The sequence below is a fragment of the Acinetobacter soli genome, assembly GCF_018139125.1.
Classification (GTDB): domain Bacteria; phylum Pseudomonadota; class Gammaproteobacteria; order Pseudomonadales; family Moraxellaceae; genus Acinetobacter; species Acinetobacter soli.
Genome location: NZ_CP073241.1, coordinates 2,544,407 through 2,569,743 on the forward strand (window position 1 = coordinate 2,544,407; position 25,337 = coordinate 2,569,743).

The 25,337-nt window shown below is 45.8% G+C and carries 28 protein-coding genes; 16 read left to right on the forward strand and 12 right to left on the reverse strand.

Annotated elements, in window-relative coordinates; translation table 11 throughout:
• Positions 1-36: 36 nt before the first annotated feature.
• On the reverse strand, positions 37-627 hold the full coding sequence (ampD, locus tag KCV09_RS11700) for a 1,6-anhydro-N-acetylmuramyl-L-alanine amidase AmpD (protein WP_004944419.1): 591 nt from the start codon (positions 625-627) through the stop codon (positions 37-39).
• 177 nt (positions 628-804) lie between these two features.
• Between ampD and nadC the strand changes: the two genes are divergently transcribed.
• Positions 805-1,650 (forward strand): carboxylating nicotinate-nucleotide diphosphorylase, encoded by an 846-nt coding sequence (nadC, locus tag KCV09_RS11705; RefSeq protein ID WP_111812267.1) that lies wholly within the window; start codon positions 805-807, stop codon positions 1,648-1,650.
• Here nadC and KCV09_RS11710 read toward each other — a convergent pair.
• The 4 genes from KCV09_RS11710 to KCV09_RS11725 form a co-directional block, all read right to left on the reverse strand.
• On the reverse strand, positions 1,647-1,829 hold the full coding sequence (locus tag KCV09_RS11710; RefSeq protein ID WP_004941799.1) for an ABZJ_00068 family colistin stress protein: 183 nt from the start codon (positions 1,827-1,829) through the stop codon (positions 1,647-1,649). The two genes, nadC and KCV09_RS11710, sit on opposite strands and share 4 nt — an antisense overlap.
• Before the next feature lie 246 nt (positions 1,830-2,075).
• Positions 2,076-2,792: a ribonuclease PH gene (gene rph / locus KCV09_RS11715; protein ID WP_004944432.1), complete on the reverse strand. Its 717-nt coding sequence runs from the start codon at positions 2,790-2,792 to the stop codon at positions 2,076-2,078.
• A 111-nt stretch (positions 2,793-2,903) separates the two neighbouring features.
• Positions 2,904-4,058: a fatty acid desaturase family protein gene (locus KCV09_RS11720; RefSeq protein WP_151747085.1), complete on the reverse strand. Its 1,155-nt coding sequence runs from the start codon at positions 4,056-4,058 to the stop codon at positions 2,904-2,906.
• Between the two features lie 32 nt (positions 4,059-4,090).
• Positions 4,091-5,113, reverse strand: coding sequence for a flavin reductase family protein (locus KCV09_RS11725; RefSeq protein WP_171497729.1), 1,023 nt, complete (start codon positions 5,111-5,113; stop codon positions 4,091-4,093).
• A 191-nt stretch (positions 5,114-5,304) separates the two neighbouring features.
• Here KCV09_RS11725 and KCV09_RS11730 point away from each other — a divergent pair, with 191 nt between their 5' ends.
• Positions 5,305-5,940: a TetR family transcriptional regulator gene (locus tag KCV09_RS11730; protein ID WP_004941819.1), complete on the forward strand. Its 636-nt coding sequence runs from the start codon at positions 5,305-5,307 to the stop codon at positions 5,938-5,940.
• Positions 5,941-6,069: 129 nt separating this feature from the next.
• Positions 6,070-6,705 carry a TetR/AcrR family transcriptional regulator gene (locus KCV09_RS11735; RefSeq protein ID WP_004941821.1) on the forward strand — a complete coding sequence of 212 codons (636 nt, stop codon included), beginning with the start codon at positions 6,070-6,072 and terminating at the stop codon, positions 6,703-6,705.
• A gap of 80 nt (positions 6,706-6,785) precedes the next feature.
• Here the strand turns inward: KCV09_RS11735 and KCV09_RS11740 are convergent, their stop codons facing one another.
• Entirely contained in the window at positions 6,786-7,406 is a 621-nt protein-coding gene (locus KCV09_RS11740; RefSeq protein WP_004941825.1) for a thiol:disulfide interchange protein DsbA/DsbL, read from the reverse strand.
• Positions 7,407-7,585: 179 nt separating this feature from the next.
• On the opposite strand from KCV09_RS11740, the gene ubiG reads away from it, so the two are divergent.
• The 11 genes from ubiG to KCV09_RS11795 all read left to right on the forward strand — a co-directional run bounded on the left by ubiG (position 7,586) and on the right by KCV09_RS11795 (position 17,649).
• Positions 7,586-8,296 (forward strand): bifunctional 2-polyprenyl-6-hydroxyphenol methylase/3-demethylubiquinol 3-O-methyltransferase UbiG, encoded by a 711-nt coding sequence (ubiG, locus tag KCV09_RS11745; protein WP_004941828.1) that lies wholly within the window; start codon positions 7,586-7,588, stop codon positions 8,294-8,296.
• Positions 8,296-9,006: an HAD family hydrolase gene (locus KCV09_RS11750; protein WP_212515774.1), complete on the forward strand. Its 711-nt coding sequence runs from the start codon at positions 8,296-8,298 to the stop codon at positions 9,004-9,006. Before ubiG ends, KCV09_RS11750 begins: the two co-directional genes overlap by 1 nt.
• A gap of 31 nt (positions 9,007-9,037) precedes the next feature.
• A complete protein-coding gene (locus KCV09_RS11755) occupies positions 9,038-9,784 on the forward strand; it encodes a YciK family oxidoreductase (RefSeq protein ID WP_004941833.1) in 747 nt (248 codons plus the stop codon).
• Positions 9,785-10,092: 308 nt separating this feature from the next.
• Positions 10,093-10,494: an RcnB family protein gene (locus tag KCV09_RS11760; RefSeq protein ID WP_004944447.1), complete on the forward strand. Its 402-nt coding sequence runs from the start codon at positions 10,093-10,095 to the stop codon at positions 10,492-10,494.
• 182 nt (positions 10,495-10,676) lie between these two features.
• Positions 10,677-10,982 carry an RcnB family protein gene (locus tag KCV09_RS11765; RefSeq protein ID WP_004941838.1) on the forward strand — a complete coding sequence of 102 codons (306 nt, stop codon included), beginning with the start codon at positions 10,677-10,679 and terminating at the stop codon, positions 10,980-10,982.
• A gap of 109 nt (positions 10,983-11,091) precedes the next feature.
• Positions 11,092-12,444 (forward strand): amino-acid N-acetyltransferase, encoded by a 1,353-nt coding sequence (argA, locus tag KCV09_RS11770; protein WP_004944452.1) that lies wholly within the window; start codon positions 11,092-11,094, stop codon positions 12,442-12,444.
• A 401-nt stretch (positions 12,445-12,845) separates the two neighbouring features.
• A complete protein-coding gene (locus KCV09_RS11775; protein WP_004944454.1) occupies positions 12,846-13,820 on the forward strand; it encodes a sulfonate ABC transporter substrate-binding protein in 975 nt (324 codons plus the stop codon).
• 17 nt (positions 13,821-13,837) lie between these two features.
• Positions 13,838-14,833, forward strand: a complete 996-nt coding sequence (locus KCV09_RS11780) for an aliphatic sulfonate ABC transporter substrate-binding protein (RefSeq protein WP_212515196.1) — start codon at positions 13,838-13,840, stop codon at positions 14,831-14,833.
• Between the two features lie 27 nt (positions 14,834-14,860).
• Complete coding sequence (gene ssuD / locus KCV09_RS11785) at positions 14,861-16,045, forward strand: FMNH2-dependent alkanesulfonate monooxygenase (protein ID WP_212515197.1); 1,185 nt, start codon at positions 14,861-14,863, stop codon at positions 16,043-16,045.
• Positions 16,042-16,842 carry an aliphatic sulfonate ABC transporter permease SsuC gene (gene ssuC / locus KCV09_RS11790; RefSeq protein ID WP_004941853.1) on the forward strand — a complete coding sequence of 267 codons (801 nt, stop codon included), beginning with the start codon at positions 16,042-16,044 and terminating at the stop codon, positions 16,840-16,842. Before ssuD ends, ssuC begins: the two co-directional genes overlap by 4 nt.
• 12 nt (positions 16,843-16,854) lie before the next feature.
• The gene (locus KCV09_RS11795) at positions 16,855-17,649 is read left to right on the forward strand and encodes an ATP-binding cassette domain-containing protein (protein ID WP_212515198.1); all 795 of its coding nucleotides are present in this window, start codon (positions 16,855-16,857) and stop codon (positions 17,647-17,649) included.
• Positions 17,650-17,713: 64 nt separating this feature from the next.
• Here KCV09_RS11795 and rutG read toward each other — a convergent pair whose 3' ends face one another.
• The 5 genes from rutG to rutA form a co-directional block, all read right to left on the reverse strand.
• Complete coding sequence (gene rutG, locus KCV09_RS11800) at positions 17,714-19,078, reverse strand: pyrimidine utilization transport protein G (RefSeq protein WP_004944467.1); 1,365 nt, start codon at positions 19,076-19,078, stop codon at positions 17,714-17,716.
• A 27-nt stretch (positions 19,079-19,105) separates the two neighbouring features.
• Positions 19,106-19,672, reverse strand: coding sequence for an NADH-dependent FMN reductase RutF (gene rutF, locus KCV09_RS11805; RefSeq protein WP_212515199.1), 567 nt, complete (start codon positions 19,670-19,672; stop codon positions 19,106-19,108).
• Between the two features lie 70 nt (positions 19,673-19,742).
• The gene (rutC, locus tag KCV09_RS11810) at positions 19,743-20,129 is read right to left on the reverse strand and encodes a pyrimidine utilization protein C (protein ID WP_151815307.1); all 387 of its coding nucleotides are present in this window, start codon (positions 20,127-20,129) and stop codon (positions 19,743-19,745) included.
• An 11-nt stretch (positions 20,130-20,140) separates the two neighbouring features.
• The gene (gene rutB, locus KCV09_RS11815; protein ID WP_025095220.1) at positions 20,141-20,875 is read right to left on the reverse strand and encodes a pyrimidine utilization protein B; all 735 of its coding nucleotides are present in this window, start codon (positions 20,873-20,875) and stop codon (positions 20,141-20,143) included.
• Positions 20,872-21,981 (reverse strand): pyrimidine utilization protein A, encoded by a 1,110-nt coding sequence (gene rutA / locus KCV09_RS11820; RefSeq protein WP_048763133.1) that lies wholly within the window; start codon positions 21,979-21,981, stop codon positions 20,872-20,874. The genes rutB and rutA overlap by 4 nt, the downstream gene beginning before the upstream one ends.
• Positions 21,982-22,430: 449 nt before the next feature.
• Here rutA and KCV09_RS11825 point away from each other — a divergent pair, with 449 nt between their 5' ends.
• Positions 22,431-23,045 (forward strand): TetR/AcrR family transcriptional regulator, encoded by a 615-nt coding sequence (locus KCV09_RS11825; protein ID WP_004941873.1) that lies wholly within the window; start codon positions 22,431-22,433, stop codon positions 23,043-23,045.
• A gap of 1 nt (position 23,046) precedes the next feature.
• Here KCV09_RS11825 and rutD read toward each other — a convergent pair whose 3' ends face one another.
• Complete coding sequence (gene rutD / locus KCV09_RS11830; protein WP_212515200.1) at positions 23,047-23,862, reverse strand: pyrimidine utilization protein D; 816 nt, start codon at positions 23,860-23,862, stop codon at positions 23,047-23,049.
• Positions 23,863-24,279: 417 nt separating this feature from the next.
• On the opposite strand from rutD, the gene ribF reads away from it, so the two are divergent.
• Positions 24,280-25,281 (forward strand): riboflavin biosynthesis protein RibF, encoded by a 1,002-nt coding sequence (gene ribF, locus KCV09_RS11835; protein ID WP_025095223.1) that lies wholly within the window; start codon positions 24,280-24,282, stop codon positions 25,279-25,281.
• The last annotated feature ends 56 nt before the right edge of the window (positions 25,282-25,337 follow it).

The following is a 25,337-nucleotide window of genomic DNA, read 5'->3' on the forward strand; positions in this document are numbered from 1 at the left end:
TAAACACAAAGTCGTTATTGTAATGAAACTTGGATATTATTTCGTTGCGAAATCATGTCTAGCAGCAGTTTTTTTTGCATGAAGTTTTGCGCGAAAATGAGGCCAGTTAAAAAAAGGCCCCGGATCGGTTTTTCTGACGGGTGCGATATCGGAGTGCCCCGCAATATGTGTCTGGATTTTAGGATACGCACGCTGCAAACAACATGTGACATCGGCCAGTGTTTCGTACTGTTCTGGCTCAAAGGGCTGATCGTCACTACCCTCCAGTTCAATGCCAATCGAATAATCGTTACACTCGACCTGACCAAGATACTGTGAGCGACCGGCATGCCATGCACGATCGTTAAAGTTTACAAACTGAATCACCTCACCGCTACGCAAAATCAGCAAATGTGCCGAAACGCACATGCCTTCAATTTCTTTAAAATAAGGATGCAACGACCAGTCTAATTGGTTTTGAAAAAACTGCTGAATGTAACCGCCACCAAATTGTGAAGGCGGTAAACTGATATTGTGAATCACCAGCAAACACATCTCGGTCTGTGGCGGACGCTGATTAAAATTTGGCGAAGGCAACTGCTTTGCCCCGATTAACTGACCATCTTTGACTTCAAAACGCGGCATCATCTGAAACAACTCTCTTTTTTCGCCATAGCATTCGCGACATCATCCATCACGTATCGACAGATTGAAACTGCCGAGCGGTATCTGCATTTTAGGAATATTGTGCCAAGAATACTTATTTTTTAAAACGACAATGCTAATATATCGCTCAATTTTCTGGGTTACATCTTGGACGTACTTATGAGCATTCCACAATCATTGCTTGAACAATCGATTCAACTCAATATCCAACAGGCGTTGAACGAAGATATTGGTGATGGCGATATTACGGCATTGCTCACCCCAGAACACGAACAAGCAACTGCGACCATTATTACACGTGAAAATATGATTTTAGCCGGTCGTCCGTGGGTTGATGCGCTTATTGAACACTATGATCATCGAGTAAAAGTGGAGTGGCTCAAAGCCGAAGGTGAACACGTTCAGGCGGGTGAAGCTTTTTTAAAATTGGCAGGTTCGGCACGTAGCCTTCTAACGGTCGAGCGCCCTGCATTGAATTTTATTCAAACTTTATCGGCAGTGGCGACCAAAGCTGCATTTTATGTGAAACAACTCGATGGCTTGCACACCAAACTACTTGATACACGTAAAACCCTACCTGGTTTACGTATCGCACAAAAATATGCAGTAGCCATTGGTGGCGGACAAAATCATCGCCTCGGTTTATTCGATGCCTTTTTAATTAAAGAAAATCATATTATGGCAGCCGGTGGAATTGCACAGGCTATCGCGCAGGCGCGTCAGATTGCACCGAACAAGCCTGTTGAAGTAGAAGTAGAAACTTGGAATGAGCTGGAACAGGCCTTAGAGGCGGGTGCCGATATTGTAATGCTCGATAATTTTTCTCAACAGCAAATGATTGATGCTGTACAGCATGTAGCAGGTCGCTGCAAACTTGAAGCCTCAGGTAATATTACGCTAGACAACTTGCGCGAAGTGGCAACAACGGGTGTCGACTATATTTCGATGGGTGTTTTAACCAAAGACGTCACTGCCATCGATTTATCGATGCGTTTTAATGCTTAAGCATCTTCATGCGCTGAGTTATTCGGCTGCTCAATAATTTTTTGAGTGGCCTGTGATGGTTTCGACTGATCTGGTTTTTGCCATGCAGAAGCCGATTGCTGATCTTGGCTCGGGCGCGGATCGGCTGCCATCACGGTAAACGTAATCACCGCACAAATCACAATAAATATTTGTAACATAGTTGGCTCCTCTATTTCTCAATTTCAATGCTGAACAACTTTAATGATCAAGCATGATCAGGATGGGCAGAGAATGTAGGTGCTTCAATACAAAAGGTTACTCTTTGTGAAACAATTTGAAATCTTGTAACGAAGTTTCTGTTTTCACTATTTTTTTTAGACCAGAAAGTGACGCCAAATCTGCATCATATTGGAAATAGACATAAAAAAACGCATCCTAAGATGCGTTTTTTTATTGAAACTATTTTACCAGCCTAGTGCATCTTGCTGCTTTTTAATGAGCTGCTGAATTCCTTTTTCAGCCATTTCCAACATGGCATCGGCTTGCGGACGGGTAAACGGCTTGTCTTCTGCTGTACCCTGAATTTCAATAAATTCGCCCGACTGAGTCATGACGACGTTTAGGTCAGTCTGACAGTTTGAATCTTCTTCATAGCACAAATCGAGCAAGACTTCGTCTTGATACATGCCTACAGAAATTGCAGCCACCAAGCCTTTGAGTGGATCATGCTTGATTTTTTTCTTTTCCAGTAACACATTCATCGCATCGACCAACGCCACAGCTGCACCTGTAATGGCAGCAGTACGCGTTCCTCCGTCAGCTTGGATCACATCGCAGTCGATGGTGATGGTATTTTCACCCAGCTTTTTCAAATCGACCATGGCACGCAGGCTTCGACCAATCAGACGTTGAATTTCCTGTGTACGTCCACTTTGCTTGCCACGCGCCGCTTCACGGTCACTACGTGTATGCGTTGAGCGCGGTAACATACCATATTCGGCGGTTACCCAGCCCTGGCCTTGGCCTTTTAGAAAACGCGGCACGGAATGATCAATACTGGCAGTACATAAGACCTTGGTATGACCAAATTCAACCAATACGGAACCTTCTGCATAACGCGTATAATTGCGCGTAATTTTTACATCACGTAATTGATCGAGAGCACGTTGGTCAATACGCATAACTTATCCTTAATAGCCACTATTCAAATTGCTGCATAGTATAGCAAACCTGACTTTGAAGATTGGACAAATTTTCAGCGCCTCTTGCAACTGTACAAAACAGCAACTGACTCAGGTGTACCCACCCAACAAGCGCTGTTTGATTTTCTGCCAGCGTCCAGTCAGTTTGGCAGACATCTCATTGGGTAACGAACATTTAGCGAGGCGAACCCATACACTCCAAAACTGTTGGGTAAAATTGGCCTCGTTGTAATGCACGCCATACGCTTGGCATAAGGCTTTTACTTTTGGTGCAACCTCGGCATAACGATTGGCCGGCATATCTGGAAACAGGTGATGCTCAATCTGGTGACTCAAGTTACCGCTTAAAATGTGTAACCATTGGGCACCACTAAAGTTACTCGATCCACGAATTTGACGTAAGTACCATTGCGCGCGTGTTTCGGTAGCCGTATGGTCTTCTTCAAAGGTTTCAGCATCTTCGGTAAAGTGACCATTAAAAATCACCGCAGAAGACCATAAATTACGAATCACATTTGCGACAGCATTGCCCATAAAGACAGGAATCGCATTTGGGCCGGCAATGAGTGGAAAAAATATATAGTCTTTGCCCACCTGACGCACCACTTTTTTGCGCAGTTTGGCAGAGTCCAGCCAGACCTGTTTCCAGCTTCTAGTTTTATACACCAAGGCATCTTCTAGGTGCAGATTTTGCACACCAACATACCATTCAAAAAACAGCATCAGCTGCGCTGCCATCGGGATATTCAAAAGAAAGCGCGGTTCCCATTTTTGCTGCTCACTCACGCGTAGTAAGCCATAACCGACATCGTGATCTTTACCGACGATATTGGTGTAAGTGTGATGCACATAATTATGCGTGTATTTCCAGTCGTCGCCTGTAGCAATGGTGTCCCAGTCGTAATTGGCGCCGTTCAAACTCGGATCATTGAGCCAGTCAAACTGACCGTGCATGACGTTGTGTCCGAGTTCCATGTTTTCTACAATTTTAGAGACACCCAATAGCCCTGTTCCAAGAAGCCATACAGGTGGAATCCAGCCGCCAAACATCAGCATGCCACGTGAAGCAATTTCGCTGTAGCGAACAAAGTTGCGAATTTTGTAGATATACAGTGCATCGGCTTCGCCTAAGTGATCCATCACCTCACGGCGAATCGTTTCAATCTCTTGGCCAAAGGCCTCGATTTGTTCAGGGCTTAAATAGCTCGATTTACTGTGTTCAGGAAATTTAACCGACATATTCATTGTTTTTCTCCGAATCCTGATCTTGTAACGTTTTATAGGTTAATCACGACAGGACTGACCGCCTGACTAACGCAAAGTTTGATCTGGGTATTGCTGCCATGATCAATTTCACCGGTCAGTATATTTTTGGTGCTTCCGCTGACTTTGGTGCATGTGCAGGTATTGCAAATTCCCATACGACAGCCATGCGCAGGGCGTAGTCCAGCCTGCTCGGCACTTTCAAGCAAGTTACTTCGGGCCTCAAATTGCTGCTGTGCACGCATAAAAGTCACTGGCTGTGCCTCAAGCGATTCATCCACTTGGCTCTGGAAATACTCCATATGTAATCTGTCGCGGCACCCTAACTGGGTAAAAATGTCATCTGCTGCACGCATCATCGCCGAGGCACCACAGGCATAAACCTGACACTGTGCAAGATCGGATATGCGTTGATTTAAAAAATCCAAACTCAGATGCTGTGGCTGCTGTGCAGTATTGATGTGATGATAGCGGACTGTTTCGTGCTGATCGGCCACCTGCTGCAACATGGCATGAAAGGCATCGTCGCGGGTGAAGTAAACCACATCGATTTGCTCAGATTGCTGACGAAGTGCTTGCTCTAACAAGGCATAAATGGCCGTAATGCCGCTGCCAGAGGCAATGAGTAATACACGATTCGCTGCCGGCGCCAAAATAAAGTCACCTTGTGGCTGCGAAATCTCAATCACCTGCCCCACATTAAGCTGGCTCATTGCGCGAGACACCTTGCCTTGTACCTTAACGCCTAAATCAATCTGACCATTGGGGTGGCTACGCATAATCGAATAACTGCGCTGCTGATGAACACCCTCAAGCACCAGCGTGACCAAGAGGTTTTGCCCGGCACGGATCTGCTGTGTATTAAAATGAGTATTCGGTAATAAACACACTTGATAAAAATCAGACGCTACGGCTTCAACCGCAACCACCTGTGCTTTGGCTTTCTTCCACGACCACATTGGGTTGACCTGTTCGAGTACAAAATCGACAAAGTCTTCACGAATCCATTGCGGCTGGTAGCGGGCTAACATGTTCATACGTTCCTCGTTTGTATCTGGCTATTTATATGAGTGAACAAATGTGCTTTTAGTGAACACTTGTACACAATAGGCTCTTTTTTTATTTCAGTCAACAGGTGTTCACTGGTTTTTTGATTGCTTATTTTTACTTTTTTGAAATACCGATGCTTTTTGATAGACTCGTGGCAGGTTTTTATTAGGTCATGGGCATGTCGATCCGGGATGAACGTAAACAGCAAAGTCGTCAGGCATTACTCGATGCCGCGTTACAACTGAGTACAGGGGGTCGTTCATTTAGCAGTATCAGTCTGCGCGAAGTGGCCCGCGAGGTCGGTTTGGTTCCCACCGCGTTTTACCGGCATTTTCAAGATATGGATGCATTAGGACAAGAACTGGTCGATCAAGTTGCGCTTCATATTAAAAGTCTGATTCATCAGCTCGGTCAAAGTTATCTGCAACAAGCCAATTCACATCCGCAAACCAGTATTGAGCTGTTTTTTCAAGCCATCAACCGCAGCCCTCTAGAATGGCAATTTATGATTGCTGAGCGTTGGGGCGGCTCTGCGGCAGTACGTCAGGCCATTGCACGCGAAATCGACGATTTGATTGAAGATCTGGCCAGCGACCTGCGTAAACTGCCGATGTTTGAACATATTCAGCATTCTCAAGATTTAAAAGTGCTTTCCGATATTTTGATTAATATGTCTTTTACCTGGGCCATGACATGGCTAAGCCTGCCACGTCAATTACAAGAGCCTATGTTGTCTGATCAGCAACATAACTTTGTTGAAAATGCCACAACCCAAGTGCGCTTATTGTTCAGAGGCGTTGCAAACTGGGAATAGCGTGGCTTTTTTTGTTGATGACAGGTGATGCAACATGCTATAGATGGGAAGTATCACCAAAGACAACAGATAATTTCGCCCAAAGCAAATGGATGCTGGCGTGTGATCAAAACAGTGACAGGAATACTCATGAATCCAGATCGCCATCAACAATTTTTAATCCGTAAAGAACGCATCTTAAGTGTCGCCGAAAAGCTGTTATTGGAAAACAATCAGGAAATTACCCTAGACGAGCTGGTGGCAGAGCTTGATATCGCCAAAGGCACCCTCTATAAACATTTTAAAAGTAAAAACGAGCTACTTTTAGAGCTGGTGATTCAAAATGAAAAGCGTTTGCTGGAGATTTCCCAACAGCACAATCGTGATTTCAAGGAATATGCACCAACCTACATGTTGCACCATTTGACGGCGCCTGCACGTACCATCTTACTGCATCAGCTTGAAGAAAACCTGACCATGACCGAATCGAAGCTGAATCATTTATTCGAAGCGCTCTACGAGATTCGTCAGGCACGTATTCTGGCCATTAAGGACATCACCGAGGCCTATTTGAAATCGGTCAATTACGACATGTCGATTCGTGATTACCTGTCATACATTTGGTCACTGACATATGGTGCAGCGCTGTTGCTCAATTCGAGCTATTATCAGCGTTCGATTGGCTCACGACAAAAACTGATCAACTTGTATATCAATCAGGCGCTTTCTTTACCTGCGCAGTCGATCAATCTGGATGCATTCGAGATTGAACTCAAAGATGCCTAACCCTTGCTAAAACAGCATGTACAAAAAAGGTTTCTGATGTTCAGAAACCTTTTTATGAGGGCTAATCGCGATTTTGTGGGTTATTTTTTCGCAGCGCGCTCTTTTTGCACCAGATAGTTCACCACCTGAACCACTTTACCATCTTCACCCTGTACCACGTATTTGCCGTTGACCACCACAGCCGGCACGCCCGTTAATTGATACTGCTGCGCCAGTTTGTTCGATTCAGCAATTTTGGCCGTAATCGGGAAAGAGTTAAACATGCTGTTGAACTTTTGCTCTGGCACGCCATAGTTCACATAAAACTTGGCCAAAGATGCCTGATCAAAAATTTGCTGGTTTTGGGCATGGATCGCATGGAACAACGGGAGATGCGTTTTTTGACGTACACCCAGCGCTTCAGACACATAATAGGCACGAGCACCCTGCTCCCAGACTTTATTCATGGCAGCCGGCGTGCGCAAGAAATTCACATCTTTTGGCAGTTGCTTTAACCATGTTTGCATGTATGGCTCAAGCTTATAACAGTGCGGACAGCCGTACCAGAAAAACTCACGTACTTCAATTTTGCCCGGTACCGCGACTTTACCCGGGTTTGCAATCACGGTGTAGTCCTTGCCTGCCACAAAGTCGGCTGCCATCGTGGTGCCCGAAAAGGCCATTATTGCAGCAGAAAGTCCGCCCAAAACAAATTTTTTCATTGTCCGTATTATCCTCTGAATCGTTATGCTGAGTGTATGCGCTAAATATAAAACAAATATTCAATTTTCGTTTCGTTGTGTGAAGATTTTTTCTGAATTTATCGCTTTTTCTAGAATTATCGCTACACTAAACAATATATCAAAATCATGACAATCCATTTTAATCTGAGGTCACCCGCATGTCACAGTTGAATGTTGATCCACAAGAAATTGCAAAATTTGAAGCACTTGCGGCCCAATGGTGGGATCAGGATTCTGAATTTCGACCATTGCATCAGATCAATCCATTGCGTCTGAACTGGATTGACGAGCATGCAGGCGGTTTGGCGGGTAAAAAGGTGCTCGATGTCGGTTGTGGGGGCGGTATTTTAGCCGAAAGCATGGCACGCCGTGGTGCAGATGTACTCGGGATCGATATGGGTGAAGCGCCGCTGAATGTGGGTCGTTTGCATGCCCAGCAAGAAAACGTCAGCAATATCGAATACCGTCAGGTACTGGTGGAAGACTTGGCCAAAGAACAAGCCGGTCAGTACGATGTCGTGACCTGTATGGAAATGATGGAACATGTACCAGATCCTGCATCGATTATTCGTGCTTGTCAGGCTTTGGTTAAACCGGGTGGACATGTCTTTTTCTCCACCATTAACCGTAATCCAAAGTCTTATGTATTTGCCATTTTAGGTGCCGAATACATCTTGCGTTTGCTGCCAAAGGGCACGCATGACTATCACAAATTTATCCGACCGTCCGAAATGGCGCAAGACATTCGCCATGCGGGGCTCACGCTCAAAAATATGATCGGTCTGCATTATAATCCGCTGACCAAGCGTTACTGGCTCGCGCCAAATGTCGATGTTAACTACATGGTTCATACGGTAAAACAAGGATAATCATGAGCGCTGTTCTTTTTGATCTTGATGGTACCCTGATTGACACAGCGGCTGACTTTATTCGCATCATTCAGGCCATGTGCTGTGAAGAACAGCGTGATGTAGTCGATGCCGACTTGATTCGCACTCAAGTGTCTGAAGGCGCTCGTGCCATGGTGAAGTTGGTCTATCCAGAACTGGCCGTCGATGATGCGACCTTTCTCGCGCATCGTCAGCGCTTTCTCGATTTGTATGAGCAAGATATTGTCGTCGACACCGACCTGTTTAGCGGGATGACATCTTTACTCGAACAGTTAGAGGCGCAGCAGATTCCGTGGGGTATTGTCACCAATAAACCACGTTATCTGACCGAATTGCTGTTAAAGCGACTTGATCTGACCGAGCGTTGTGCGGTGTTGGTATGCCCAGAAGATGTCAAACATGCCAAACCTGATCCAGAACCGATGTTTCTGGCGGCCGAGCAGCTTCAGGTTCCAGCCGAGCAGATTATTTATGTGGGTGATCATCCGCGTGATATCGATGCAGGACGCGCAGCCAACATGTATACGATTCTGGCCGCTTATGGTTACCTACCGCTGGCCTACAAAGACGATCTGGCGGCATGGCAAGCCGATGCGATTGTGCACACAGTTACAGAACTGGAAACAAAAATTTTGCAGCAGCTGGGTTTAAAATCAAATCCAGCTGAACAGATGCAACAGCATGCTTGATAACAACACTCAATTTTAAGGAGGTTCCACAATGAAATATTCAGAATATCAACCTCGTACCGATTTACTCAAAGACCGCATTATTTTAATCACGGGTGCTGGCGATGGCATTGGGCGTGCAGCAGCACTAAGTTATGCCTTACATGGCGCTACCGTAGTATTGCATGGCCGTACCCTAAACAAACTTGAAGTCATTTATGACGAAATTGAGAGTCTGGGTGCACCGCAACCGGCCATTTTGCCGTTACAGCTTTCAAGTGCTTCAGATCGTGATTACGAATTGCTGTTTAATACTCTTGAAGACCAGTTTGGTCGCCTAGACGGTATTTTGCACAATGCGGGCATCTTGGGTGAACGTGTTCCGCTGGCGCATTATCCTGCCGACGTATGGGATGATGTCATGGCAGTAAATCTGCGCGCACCGTTTGTATTAACGCAGGCACTATTGCCCTTGCTTGAAAAATCGCAAAATGCATCGGTAGTGTTTGCCAGCTCCGGTGTGGGCCGTGAAGCGCGCGCATTATGGGGGGCTTATTCGGTTTCAAAAGTTGCCATTGAAGCTGTCAGCAAAATTTTTGCCAGCGAACATACTTATCCGAATATTCGCTTTAACTGCATTAACCCGGGGGCAACACGTACCGCCATGCGTGCCAAAGCCTATCCTGAAGAAGATCCACTGTCTTTACCAACATCCGAATCGATCATGCCCGCCTATCTGTACTTGATGGGTGATGATAGTCTCGATTTAAACGGCGTCAGTATCGATGCACAGGATTAACGGATAAAGCGAATCTTGAACAGCATGTGTTCGGTCACTTACACATTGGTCTAGGTCTGGTTGCGTATGCAATCAGATCCATTTAAAGTTAAGATCATGATCAAATAAAAATATTGCATCTTATGATATACAAGCCGGATCTAAGCCGAAAAAATTCAGCACCTTAGCCTGATAAACAAAAAAGATATCTCCATATTTTTAATAGAATTATTGAATGATCTTCACAGTTTCTCTGCATTTTTTTTGTACATTAAAGGCTCGTACAAATACCCATTCACAGAGAATACTTGTGTCGTCGAGGATGCATCATGAAAAAGATTTTGACAAGCTTAGTCGTATCACTTGCTACGCTCACAAGCACTGTCACGATCGCAGCACCTAATTTTGATCGTGGATCAGATATGGGGGGACCTCCCCGTGATCGCGGTCAAGGTTTTGATCGCTCAAATCGTTTTGATCGCGATCAGGATGACTCGATTCGTTCGGAGCGCCGCTTTCGTCAAGAACAAGGCGTGCAGCGTTTAAAACAGCATCGCTGGCAGACAGGTTACATCATGCCGCAGCATTATCGCGGCGATGCCTATAAAGCCGACTATCGCGAGTTTAATCTGCCCCGTCCGAGCCGTGGCCAGCAGTGGTATAAAATTAACAATGATTTTATTCTGGTCAATTCAGACAGCAACGATATTGTTCGCATCATGAATTTTTAATCGATCTCCTCAAAAAGTCAGATTTCGCCTGAACCCACGTTCAGGCTTTTTTTATTTAAGAAATTTTTTGGATCCAATTTTTATCCATGAAGTTCGCATTTTCACAACGTGTCTTCATTATTCATCTTAAATCATTCATTACATTAGATTTATCAAATCGACAAAGATAAATGAGGAACATCATGCGTAAATTAACTACTGCCATTATTTTAGCAACAGCAGGTATTGTGACCACTTCGGCTATGGCTGCACCACACGATCACAACGACATGCGTCATGAGCATCATGCTGCGTATCAGGATAAAAAAGCCGACTGGCGTCCGGGTCAGTTCGCACCAAAACAGTACGTATCTGATCGTTATAAAGTCGATCATCGCGGATATAAAAAGCTTCATAAGCCAGGGCGCGGCCAACACTGGATTAAAGCCAACGGCCATTATCTTTTAATCAACGATCACAACCACAAAATTATTCAAGTCGTTCGCTAATTGAATCCCTCAAAAATGCCCAAGCCATGACGGTTTGGGCATTTTTTTATTGAAGGATTAGCGATTTTGTTTAGAATCCTAACTATGCTTTCTTTATGCTGAGCCTGCTATGTCGCTTCCAGAAAATCATTCTGAACACACTCAAACCCAACAGTATGTCCACTGGTTTCGAAACTCAGCTCCGTATATCAACGCGCATCGAAATAAAACGTTCGTTTTAATGTTTGGTGGTGAAGCCGTTCAACATCATAATTTCCAGCATATTATTCATGATATTGCCCTGCTGCACTCTCTGGGCATCCGTCTGATACTGGTACATGGTGCTCGCCCACAAATTAACCAGAATCTTCAAGAAAAATCATTATATACGCCTATTCACCAGCATCGGCGTGTCACCACACGTGAATCGTTAGCGAGTGTCATGAATGCGGTGGGTTCAATTCGTTTGCAAATTGAAGCGCTGCTGTCGATGGGGCTCGCCAACTCGCCGATGCACGGCGCACGCATTGATGCGGTGTCTGGCAATTTTGTTACCGCCAAGCCTTATGGAATCCGGGATGGTATCGATTTTCAACTGACTGGTGAAGTACGAAGTATTGATACCGATGCGATCAGAGGCCACCTCGATAACCATAATATTGTGGTATTGGGCCCAACGGGATATTCCACCACAGGTGAGGTATTCAACTTAATGGCCGAAGAAGTGGCCACCCGTACGGCCATTGCGCTCAAAGCAGATAAACTAATTTTTCTGACCGATCAGCAAGGCTTGGTCAACGATGAAGGTAAACTGCTGCGCGAACTGACACCGCATCAGCTTGATCGCTACATTCAGCAAAAGGCACAAAGGCTTGAGCATGTCATTCCGCTACAAGGTGCCCAAACGGCTTCGCTTTCAGGCGTGCATCGTGTGCATTTAATTCCTTATTTTCATGATGGTGCCTTAATTGAGGAGCTGTTTACCCGTGACGGGATTGGTACGCTTATTACCGATGCACATTATGAAGAGGTGCGTATCGCCAACATTCAAGATGTCGGTGGTTTGATTCATTTGCTGCGCCCACTCGAGCAAGAAGGAATTTTGGTGTACCGCTCACGCGAACGACTGGAGAGCGAGATTGCTCAGTTTGCTGTGATTGAACGTGATGGCATGATTCTGGCGTGTGCAGCGCTGTATCCAATACCAACCGCAAAAGGCGAAATTCGTTCGGCCGAAATTGCCTGTGTAGCGGTCGATCCGGCCTATCGCAAATCCAACCGAGGTAGCCAGATTTTGCACTTTTTAGAAGAAAAAGCGCGCCAAGACGGAATTTTACAGTTATTTGTACTGACCACACGTACAGCGCACTGGTTCTTAGAGCATGGCTTTTCGCATGCCAGCGTGGACGAATTACCCGACGCGCGCCAAGCACTTTACAATTTTCAGCGTAACTCGTTGGTCTTTAAAAAAATCCTGATGTAAACCCATCTGTTGGGCAGTCGCTTGCAAGTCAGAGCCAGACTGCCCTTTGCCTTTCGCTACATGTCAGATTGTGTGAGTCATTTGGCTTTAGCAGAACTTGCTATATCTTTATTCATGCAATCTTTAGTCAAATCAGCGCTATTGCCTGCCTTCACCGCTTTATTCAGTTTTAAGATGACATTATTAATGTATTGAAAATACATAAAATTCAAACACTTAATTTAATAAAATTCATTGCCGTCATAATTTTAAAAATGACAAATACAGATAAGCTTTGCAGTTTTTTATTTATCTATTTTTTACATAAGTAATGTTAAAAATCTTATTTTTTATGCAAAGCAATTGGTTCTAAGGTGTGCCCTCTAGTTCGATCTTTTCACTTTTTCGAGGCAGCACGCATCATGGCCAGTATCGCATCTTCTTCATGGTTTAAGTTTTCAGTGATTGCAGCAGGAATCACCAGCATGATGATGCTTAGCGGCTGTGCCAAAGAACAAAAACAAGCACTCACCACTTTAAATATTGGTTTTCAAAAATACGGTTTATTGCCCATCGTGAAACAACGTGGCGATCTGGATCAGGCCCTGAAAGCACAGGGTATTCAGGTGAAATGGGTCGAGTTTCCAGCGGGTCCGCAACTGCTTGAAGGCTTAAATGTCGGAAGTGTGGTATTTGGTGAGTCGGGCGAGGCACCTCCTATTTTTGCACAAGCTGCCAGCCCTAATCTGGTGTACGTGGCCAATCAGCCTGCTGCACCAAACGCCGAGGCACTGATTGTTCAAAAAAACTCGCCTATTCAAAGTATTCAAGATTTAAAAGGCAAACGCGTGGCGCTGAACAAAGGCTCAAACGTGCATTATCTGCTGCTTAAATTACTCGAGAAAAACCAGCTCACGCTGCAGGATATTCAAGTGGTGTATTTGCCACCTGCCGATGCCCGTGCAGCTTTTGAAAAAGGTGCAGTGGATGCATGGGTGATTTGGGATCCATTCTTTGCAGCAGCAGAACAGCAAATTGGCGCACGTGTACTGGCCACTGGGCAAAATCTGGTTAGTAACCATCAGTTTTATTTAGCTGATCGCAAATTTGCCGAGCAGCATCCAGAAGTACTTAAGACCGTAGTGCAACAGCTCAATCAAACCACCGAGTGGGTCAAAACCCATCAGGACGATGCAGCTCGTTTATTAGAAAAACCGACCGCGCTGGATTTTAATATTTTAAAAACGTCCATTTCACGTATGGGCTTTGGGGTTACACCACTTTCATCTGAAGTGATTCAGCAGCAGCAATACGTTGCAGATGCCTTTTATCAACAAAAACTGATTCCACAACCACTCAAAATTCAAGATGCCATTTTAACTGGCCAAATAAAATAATTGGGGCAACATTCATCATGACCATATTGAAAACATTCGGCGTAATCGGTGCATTGGGGCTTAGCGTAGTAATGACCGCATGCCAAAAGCATGACGCAGGCACAGAAAATAAAGCCCAAACCACGCCTGCAGCCGAAAGCGCAGTGAAAACCCTGACCATTGGCTTTCAAAAATCATCGCTGAATCTCTTGATTGCCAAACAACAAAAAATTTATGAACAAGAGTTTCCGGGCGCCAAAATTGAATGGCATGAATTTCCTGCAGGGCCACAAATGCTTGAAGCCTTGGCCGTAGGTGCAGTCGATTTTGGCGCTGTGGGCAATACACCGCCTATTTTTGCTCAGGCAGCCGATAAACCGCTGAGCTATGTCGGATATGAAGTAGTTCCTGCCGATTCGCAAGCCATCTTGATTCCAACAAACAGTCGCATTCAGTCCATTGCCGATTTAAAAGGCAAGCGCATTGCCGTTCAAAAAGGATCGAGTGCGCATGAACTACTGGCCAAAGTATTGCAAAAAGCGGGGCTGAACTGGAGCGATATTCAGCCCATTTGGCTCCCACCTGCCGATGCGCGCGCGGCTTTTGACAAAGGTGCCATTGATGCATGGTCGATCTGGGAACCGTATTTAAGCACTACCGAGCTTAAAGGCCATGCAAAATCACTGATCGATGGCCGTGCGTTTCCAACCACCTATTCATTTTATATCGGCAATCCTCGCTTTATTCAGCAACACCCCGATGCAGCACAGAAAGTTTTAGATGGTTTGAATAAAGCCGATCAATGGTTTGTTCAGCATCAAGATCAAGGTTTAAGTATTTATGCGCAGAGTACGGGTCTAGACACGCAAGTCGCGAAGGCGGTGTTGGATAAGCGTGCCAAACCGTCTCCAATTCAACCCATCAATGCCGAAGTAACGCAAGCGCAGCAGCAGATTGCAGATCTGTTTCAGCAGGTGCAGCTTATTCCCAAAACCATCAACGTGAGCCAGACCATCTGGACTGCGAATCCCTAGATTTAGCAACTTGTAAGGAATGTTAGTATGAATATTTTCTGGTTTATTCCCACTCACGGTGACAGTCGCTACCTCGGAACCAGCAAAGGCGCACGTCAGGTCGACCATGGCTATATGAAGCAAATTGCTGTTGCGGTCGATCAACTGGGTTATACCGGTGTACTGATTCCGACAGGTCGTTCTTGTGAAGACCCATGGATTACGGCCGCCAGCCTCATCGATGCCACAACGCAGCTCAAGTTTTTGGTGGCGCTGCGCCCGGGCATTACCACACCAGCGCTAGCGGCGCGGATGGCAGCCACCTTCGACCGACTTTCGAACGGACGTATTTTGCTGAACTTGGTCACCGGTGGCGACGAACAGGAACTCAAAGGCGATGGCTTATATGAAGACCATGACACGCGCTATCAGACGGCCACCGAATACGTCAAAATCTGGCGCGAAATTTTAACCCGCTCGCATACAGGCGAGTCATTGACCTTTCACGGCGAACGGTTAAGTGTCGATGATGCCAAGCTGCTTTATCCGCCTATTCAGCAGCCGTATCCACCGCTCTGGTTTGGTGGCTCATCTGAGGCGGCTGCCGAACTGGCTGCCGAACAAGTCGATACTTATCTGACTTGGGGTGAACCTCCAGCGGCAGTGAAAGAGAAAGTTGACGCCATGAAAGTGCGTGCACAAGCCAAAGGCCGCACACTCAATTATGGAATTCGCTTGCATGTGATTGTGCGTGAAACCAACGAGCAAGCATGGGCTTCAGCCAATGAACTGATCCAATATTTAGACGATGACACCATTGTCGCTGCACAAAAGAAATTTGCCCAGATGGATTCGGTGGGACAACAGCGTATGGCAGCCTTGCATGGCGGACGCCGCGATAAGCTTGAAGTGTCACCCAACTTGTGGGCAGGGATTGGTTTAGTTCGCGGCGGTGCGGGAACTGCACTGGTCGGTGATCCTGAAACCGTTGCCGCGCGTATTCAAGAATATGCCGACCTTGGTATCGATAACTTTATTTTCTCTGGTTATCCGCATCTAGAAGAGTCGATTCGTTTTGCCGAACTGGTGTTTCCACTGCTGCCGCTTAAAACCCGTGAAAAACTGACCCAACCGAATCTGACTGGACCATTTGGCGAGATTATTGCCAATAACTATGTTCCGAACCAGCAAAAGGACGAACCCAAAAATCAGGTCGTCAAGGAGCCCGCATGAGTCGATCGAATACATCGAATGTTTCACGTGGAACCAAAGCACTCGGGCAGCAATTGCTGCCTTGGGTATTCCCGGTGGTGCTGATTGCAGTCTGGCAATTTGCATCGAGCGTGGGCCTGTTGCAAAGCCGTGTTTTACCCGCACCGAGTGCCGTGGTGAGTGCATTTTGGCAGCTTCTGATCAGTGGTGAGCTTTGGCACCATGTCAAGGTGAGTGCTGGTCGTGCACTGATTGGCTTACTAATAGGGGGTGGACTGGGGTTATTTTTGGGGCTGCTCAATGGCTCGTCCAAAATTGCCTCTACCCTACTCGACACCACCTTACAAATGATTCGTAACATTCCTGCACTGGCGCTGATTCCACTGGTAATTTTGTGGTTTGGTATCGATGAGTCTGCCAAACTGTTTTTGGTGGCCGTCGGGGTATTTTTTCCAATGTATATCAATACCTATCACGGTATTCGCTCTGTCGATCCTCAGCTGATCGAGATGGGTAAAAGTTATGGTTTGAGTCGCTGGCAGTTATATAAAGAAATTATTTTACCGGGTGCAATGCCATCGATTTTAGTGGGCTTACGTTTTTCTTTAGGTCTGGTTTGGGTATTGCTGATTGTGGCTGAAACCATCTCTGCACAAGCAGGTATTGGCTATATGACCATGAACGCACGTGAATTTTTGCAGACCGATGTCGTGCTGGTAGGCATTTTACTTTACGCCTTGCTGGGCAAACTGGCAGATGTGCTGGCACAAAGCCTAGAACGTTATTTGCTGCGCTGGCATGCAGGCTATCAACAATAAAAGGTCATGATCATGAGCAATTTAAATGTCCCGCTGTATCTAGATCAGTCAAACACAGCAGCCACTCCAGATGATACAAAAGCGCCTATCGGTGCAGAAATTTTAATTGAACAACTGCATAAGTTTTATGGTCAAGTTAAAGTACTCGAAGATCTGGATTTACACATTCAACCCGGCGAGTTTATTGCGATTGTTGGGCGTAGCGGCTGTGGTAAAAGCACCCTGCTACGCCTCATTGCGGGGCTTGAAAACACCAGTTACGGTGAAATCAAATTTAAATCGGCACGCAATTTCCGTGAAGGCATTACATCAGACGACATTCGGGTCATGTTCCAAGATCCACGCCTGCTGCCATGGAAAAGTATCGTGCATAATGTGCAGTTGGGTTTAAAGAAAGAACAGCAGCATCATGCCGTCGCCTTGCTTGAAAAAGTCGGCTTAAAAGACAAAGCAGAACAATGGCCGTCGCAGCTTTCGGGTGGTCAGCGCCAGCGTACAGCCTTGGCACGTGCGCTTTCACATTTCCCACGCATCTTATTGCTAGATGAGCCACTGGGTGCGCTCGATGCCCTGACGCGCCTTGAAATGCAAAGCCTGATTGAACGTTTATGGACTGAGCAAGGCTTTACGGCCATTTTGGTTACACATGATGTCAGTGAGGCGGTGCAATTGGCAGACCGCATCATCCTGCTCGATAAAGGCCATATTGCACAAAGTTTTGAGGTGAAATTGCCGCGTCCGCGCCAGAAAAGTCTAGAGTTTGCCCAGCTTGAGCAACAGGTGCTTGAAGCCGTTTTAGCCACCTAAATACTACTGCCCAAATAAAAAAAACAGCGTGTCATCTGGCACGCTGTTTTTTTTATTTTTCTTTTTAGGAGGAATGCGGTGTTGCAGGATGAATCGTTTTTTCGGTCGATGCATTCACTGTTGCGACAGGCTGCTGCTGAGTTCGGTTTAAGAGCAAATTCAATACAATCGCCGCCAGCGTAGCAGTGCCAATACCGCCCAAATCAAATGCACCAATATGCAAACTAAAGTTACCGGCCCCCATAATCAAACTGACCGCCGCGATAATCAGCGTGCTGTTTTGACTAAAATCAACTCGATGATCAATCCAGATTTTGGCTCCGGCCACTGTAATCAAGCCAAATACCACAATCGATGCGCCACCCAGCAGTGCCACCGGAATGGTATGAATAATCGCGCCAAATTTTGGAGATAAACCCAGTAAAATCGCAAAGACACCTGCAAATAAAAAGATAGTGGTGGAATAAACCTTGGTCACCGCCATCACACCAATATTTTCTGCATAAGTGGTCATGCCGGTGCCGCCTACAGAAGCCGATAAGGTGGTACAGACTCCATCGGCAAAAAATCCACGCCCCATATACGGCGAAAGGTTACGACCAGTCATGGCCGAGACTGCTTTAAAATGTCCCAGATTTTCAGCCACCAAAATTAAGGCGACAGGTGCAATTAATAAAATGGCATTTGCCTGAAATACAGGCTGATGAAATGTGGGCAAACCTATCCACGCGGCTTGAGCAATTGGCGCAAAATCGATGGCTTTACCCAACCCCATCAAGTTGGCCAAAACAAAGTAAGCCAGATATGCCAAACATAGCCCGACCAGTAGTAATAAGCGCCGCAACATGCCTCGCGTAAAGACGGCAACGGCACTGATACACAAAATGGTTAGGACCGCCATCCATGTATCAAAGCCATTAGCAGAGACACTTTTAATGGTGACAGGTGCCAGATTTAATCCGATAATCATCACAATCGCACCCGTGACAATCGGTGGCATCAGTTTTTCAATCCATGCTGTTCCTGTTCGCATCACGATCAGACCAATCGCAGCATAAATCAGACCACATACCACTGTACCACCCAGTGCCAATGCAATATTGGGATTGGCACCCACCCCATTGTATCCTGTGGCAGCAGCAACCGCCGCAATAAAGGCAAAGCTTGAACCTAAATAGCTGGGCATCCGCCCGCCAGTGAGCAGAAAAAATAAGATGGTGCCAAATCCGGTAATCAAGATGGTCAGATTGGGATCAAAACCCATCAACATGGGTGCCAGCACCGTGGCACCAAACATGGCAAAGGCATGCTGCATACCTAAAACCACACTTTTTCCTGCGGGAAGATATTCATCGATTTGAACCGGCTGATGATTCAGGTCGCCTCGATAAGGTTTAAATTTGGTAAACCACGGTTCATGTTGCGACATGACGATTACTCCTGCTCTTTAGCTGCTTTAAGCCACAGCATGTGGTTCACAATAGTGACGATTAAAATACATCAAGGGATTTTTACCCTGACATTGCTGTATGGCACGTACCTCACAGATCAGTACATCATGACTGCCCACTGAAACACTGTTCACGACTTCACAATCAAACGACACCAGCGCATCTTGCAATACGGGTGATTGTGTAAGCAAACAATCCCAATCCCCCTGCGCAAAGCGATCGCTCATTGAGGTTTTACCACCAAATAAATTTGACAGATGTGCCTGATGAGCTGCCAGTGTATTTACGCAGAGCACCTTATTTTGCTCAAAGGTTTTAAACACCGATGCCCCCCGATTCAGACATACCAGTAAGGTCGGTGGAGAATCGGTGACGCTACATACGGCCGAAGCTGTAAAGCCGGATTTTCCTGCAATGCCATCGGTAGTAATCACGTGGACGGCGGCACCCAAATTAGACATTCCCTGTCGAAAAACCTGTGAGTCGACGTGTAAAGTGGTCGAACGTTCAAGTGGTGAACTGTGACGAATCAACGTTTCAATATGTTTTGCAGTGTCTTCTAATACGGTCATAACCTGTCTCCTGCCTCACTGGGCTAAGCGCGGTATCTCATACGCCGTTCGCTTTAAGGTTTTTAATACTTTAAGGGGCCACATGAGCCACCGATGCAATTTCGATTAAGGCTTCGGGCTTAACCAAACCCACCTGTACGCAGTAGCGTGCTGGACGCTCATCTGGAAAGAATTCGGCATATACGGCGTTAATCGCCGCATAGTCAGACCAGTCACGTAAAAAAATATGGTTAAAGGTGATGTCTTTGAGCGTTCCTCCAGCATGACTGACAATGCCTTGAATAGTTTCAAGCACGTGCCGGGTTTGGGCTGCGGCATCGCCGACATGTACCACGTTGTTGTCTGCATCGAGCGGTAAAATACCGGAAACATAGACAATATGATCTGCCTTGGTGGCAGGTACATAAGGTGCCAGTGGCGCTGGTGTTCCGGCGGGTAAGATAATTTCTTTTGGCATACGGCGACTCGCTAGGCAGTTTTGGCTAAATGAGATTGATCGAAAGTTTCGACAAAGGTCTGGGTATCCGACACCCAACCAAAAAAGGTTTTAATGTTGTACATGCTGGCCTGTTGCATCTCGACTGGCCCGGCTTGATAGCAAGCATCTTCCAGTGCAACACCAAAATATTCTAAAAAGAAGCCGTCTCGCAGGGTCGATTCCACACAGACATTGGTAGCAATACCCACAAAAACCAGATTGCGTATGCCGCGTGCACGTAGCATGCTGTCTAGCGCGGTATTGAAAAAGCCACTATAGCGAGGCTTTTCAATCACGATGTCTTGTGCCAGCGGTGTCAGTTCATCAATCAGCTCAAAATCCCAGCCACCTTTTGCCAGTAATTTACCTTGAAGTTCGGGTTGTTTGCGCATGGTTTTTAAGGCATTGGATTTATGAAAGTTCGGAGATCCTGAACCTCCTGCCTCAACATAGGCCTTGTCCCAACCGTTTTTAAAATAAATGACTTGTATACCCGCAGCATGCGCAGCCGCGACGGCTTTTTGAATATTCTTGACCACAGGTTTGGTTTTCGAGACATCAAATCCGGCCAAATCCAGATAACCGCCAATCGAGGTGTAAGCGTTTTGCATATCAATCACAATCAGCGCGGTATGCTCAGGTGCCAATTGGATGGCTTCTGGCTCGGCTTTAAGTACACATCCCGTTCCGGCACGTTCGGTAAAATCAGCAACAACGGTATTCATGCGCTTTTCTCCAATGCGGTGAGTGGACGATATTCAGCAACTGCATCTTGGCGCGACATCATCAGCGGTTGGATGCGCTCGCCAAAATCTTCAACACCTTGGACAAAATCATCAAAGGTGAGCAAGATGCCTTCAGTCCCCTGAATCTGGGCAATTTCATCGAGCATGGCAGCCACACTGGCATACGAGCCCACCAATGTGCCCATATTGATATTGACTGGTGAAACACTCGAAGCCATCTGACGTACATTGGTATCTGCGCCTGAGCGTGTATCTTTACTGCCTTGATTCATCAGCCAGTTAATAGCCTCAACGTCTGCACCGGCATTGTAATGTTGCCACTTGGCCATGGCCTCAGCATCAGTTTCTGCCGCAATCACCATAAACAGCACATAAGTTTGTACATCACGCCCGGTTTGATCGGTGAACTCCTTTAAACGGTCATTAATTGCGGCATAGGCAGTCGGGGTGTTGAGGCCTTTGCCAAACACAAAATTGTAGTCGGCATGTTGTGCCGAAAATGCCAGCCCCGAATCGGATTGACCCGCACAAATAATTTTCATATCGGCTTGCGGCGTAGGGCTCACGCGGCAATCGTCCATCTGGAAGTGTTCCCCTTTAAAATCGGATTGTCCTGTCGCCCAGAGTTCACGCAGGATCTGTACATACTCAGATAAATAGTCATAGCGTTTGGCAAAATACTCATCGCCTGGCCACATTCCCATCTGGCTATATTCAGGTGCTTGCCAGCCCGTCACGACATTAAGTCCAAAACGACCATTCGAAATTGAATCAATGGTTGATGCCATTCGCGCCACAATGGCTGGTGGCATCACCAGTGTTGCAGCAGTGGCATAAATTTTGATTTTACTGGTGACCGCAGCCAACCCTGCCATGAGGGTAAAGCTCTCCATGTTATGATCCCAAAATTCAGTTTTTCCGCCAAAACCACGAAGCTTGATCATAGAGAGCGCAAAATCGAAGCCGTAATGTTCAGCGCGTTGTACAATTTTTTTATTCAGTTCAAATGTCGGCATATATTGAGGCGCATTTTCCGAAAGCAGCCAGCCGTTATTTCCGATAGGACAAAAAACACCAATTTTCATACTACCCATCCTTCTTATGACGGCAATAGGTCACGCTGTGCGTGATCGCCTAGATTAATAATCGTGGTACGCAGAATGGCCAATTCTTAATTTTTTATATTGCATACAACGTGCCAACTTTAAATAAATATTATTTTTCATATACTTAATAAAAATATATGGTCAAACAGTTTTTACCATTTAGTAAAATAATGTGGCATTCAGATGCACTGTTTTTGTGTACAGCGATTCAATAGTGTGCAAAAATCGCGCAGCAGAACATCTGGCTGCGAAATAGCCGACTACAACCCGTTGTATGCAGCATGTGTTTACTTCCTAATCAAACTAGATAATCTCTAAACAGATGAGCGACTTAAGCGGACATAAAGCGAAAGAAAATCGCCAAGAACTGTGCACAAATCATTCGATTTCCCTTACAATGAGCTGACTTTCCCCAGTTTGTTAAATCAATGGAACAAAAAAAGAGTACGCAAAAACGTAATCAGCTTCTCAATGCCGCTCTGGATGTCTTTTCTACGTATGGCTTTAGTGGGGCGAGTCTGGACGAAATTGCGCAATTGGCACAAATGCATAAGTCCAACATCTTTTATTATTATGAAAATAAAGAAGCACTCTACGTTGAGGTGCTGACTACTGTTTTACAAAAATGGCTGGCGCCTTTACAGACGCTTGAAGTTGAGCTGGAGCCAACCGAGGCTTTGGCCCATTATCTGATTCAAAAAATTGAAGTCTCACGTACCCAGCCAAAAGCATCCAAACTGTTTGCGCTTGAGATTATTCAGGGGGCGCCGCATATTCTGGAAATTCTAAAAGGGCCGCTGAAAAAACTGTTTAAGCGTAAAGCCAAAGTTATACAGACTTGGCAGGAACAAGGCAAAATCTCGGCAGAGATCGACCCAGAATTACTGATCTTGAATATTTGGGCCGTTACCCAAAACTATGCCGATTTCAGCACGCAAATGGACATGGTCACCGGCAAAACCCTGAAAAATAAAAGTATGCATCAGCGCGCGATCGAACATACCGTGCACATGATGCTCTATGGTGTACTGCCGCGTACCTGATTCAAGCTGATTTGAGCTGAGCATTATCTGTTTGATTCAAAAACTCAATCAGACAAGTATTGACCTGTCCAGCTTGCGTGACCGTGCAGGCATGGCCGCCTTGCGGCAAAATCACCAGCTTTGCATGACACAGCGCCCGGTACAATTGCAAAGATTGTGTATAGGGCACCAGCATATCGTCCTGATTGCACAACAGTAAAATCGGAAGTGAGTCTAGAGCGGTACAGCGCGATTTATCCAAAACATAGTGCATCAAGGCATTTAGGCGCGCCAGAACGTTGCCATGTGGTGGAAAATCTTGCTGCAACTTGGCTTCTTGTTCAATCAGCATCGCGCTATGACTGGAAATCCAAGTGGGTGGATATAAAAATAGGGCCTGGGCATGTAAGTAAGCCTCAGCCCCGGCCTGCTCAAGTAAGGTGCGCCGAGTGGTAAAACATCTCCGCGTATGCGCATCGAGAGATTGCCAGGCATTAATCAGACTCAGACTGAGCATCTGGGCGCTGGTTTGCGCAAATCGATATGCCCATTCCACTCCAATAAAACCACCCAAGGCATGACCAATAAAATGAAAGCGTTTGATCTGCAAATGACAAAGTAACTGCTCGAGCTGCTCGGCAAGATTAAAAAAAGAATAGTCTTTAGGCAAAGCCGCACTGTCGGCATGACAGCCTTCCTGATCGTAGACCACCACATGAAAGTATGCTTGCAAGGCCTGTATTTGCGGTTGCCAGAAACTGGCGTGACCACCTAAACCCGAGGCCAGCACCACATAATCGGCCTCTTTGGTCATATTTGGATAAACCTGATAGTACATTTTCAACCATTTGGTAAAATCATGATTGAAATGATCAGCAAAATTTATGCCGTTTTACAGCATATGAAAATCTTTTATGAGCAAGTCTAATCGAAATATCAAAAATCGTGCACTACACTGTTTGATGAAGCATCACCTATCCATCAGATCATAGAAATACGTATTTATCCTTTTCCATCACAAGCAGTATTGGATTATGTATATGCCGATGAGATCGATTCAGATTGATCCGATGCAGTGCGTATATTTATTATCAAAAACAGGAAAACTGATTAATAAATCATAAAAACATTAGAAATACTGATCTATAACAATAAAAAGAGAAAGTTTTCCTTTGCATAAAAACACAACAACAAGACGAATGCGTTAGATTATGGCAATATAAAGCCTCTGCAAAATTCTCAGTATTTAACGCTCATGAAGTTGCTTCGTCTTAACGCATTATCGCCAGATTTTCAGTTAGCTCCAACTGCGGTCACGATCGGCAATTTTGATGGTGTTCACTTGGGACACCAAGCGATGATTTCACAGCTTAAAGCATTGGCTCAGGCTGAGGGATTAAAAACGCTGGTCATGATTTTTGAGCCTCAACCGCTTGAATATTTTAAAGGCTACGATGCTCCGCCACGTATCAGTTCTCTTCGCGAAAAAGTCGAATATTTGACTGAACTGGGTGTCGATTATATTGCGGTTGCTAAATTCGATCAGTTCTTTCGCAGCCTAAATGCCACCGAATTTGCAGATTTGCTCAAATTTAAACTCAATGCCCAGCATCTGGTCTTGGGGGACGATTTTCATTTTGGTAAAAACCGTCAAGGCAATAGCGAGTTTTTACGCGATTACGGCTTTAATGTGACCAACTTAAACACCATCAACTTTGAAGGTGACCGCGTCAGTTCTACCCGTATCCGTCAGGTTCTGGCCGAAGGGGATCTGGCACTGGCTGCGCAGCTTTTGGGGCGTCCGTATAGTATTATTGGTCGAGTTCAATATGGTGACCAGATTGGTCGTACCTTAAACTTTCCGACCATCAATGTTCGTCTTGGGCGCCATAAGCCTTGTTTAAGTGGCATTTATGCCGTAGACGTGGTCTGTGAAACCGCCGCCTTAAATGAAAAAGTTCGTGCGCAAAATCCGGAGCAACCCGGCGTAGCTGGTTATCGAAGTGACAGCCTGTTTGGCGCAGGCCATGTGGGTACCCGTCCTGCCATTGCGCAAACTCATCCCGAATGGCGATTGGAAGTACACTTTCCACAAGTTTCTGCTAATCTGTATGGCTTATTGATGCGGGTGACGTTTTTGCACTATTTACATGGTGAACGACCTTACCCTTCGCTTGAAGCACTCAAGGCCGGCATTGACCAAGATGTTGAAGATTTGCTCGAATATCGTGAGCAACATTCACAACACCCTTTTTAATTTCGAATTTTTTGATAGTAAAACACGTCAGCGTTCGAGCTGATTGAACTGGAAGA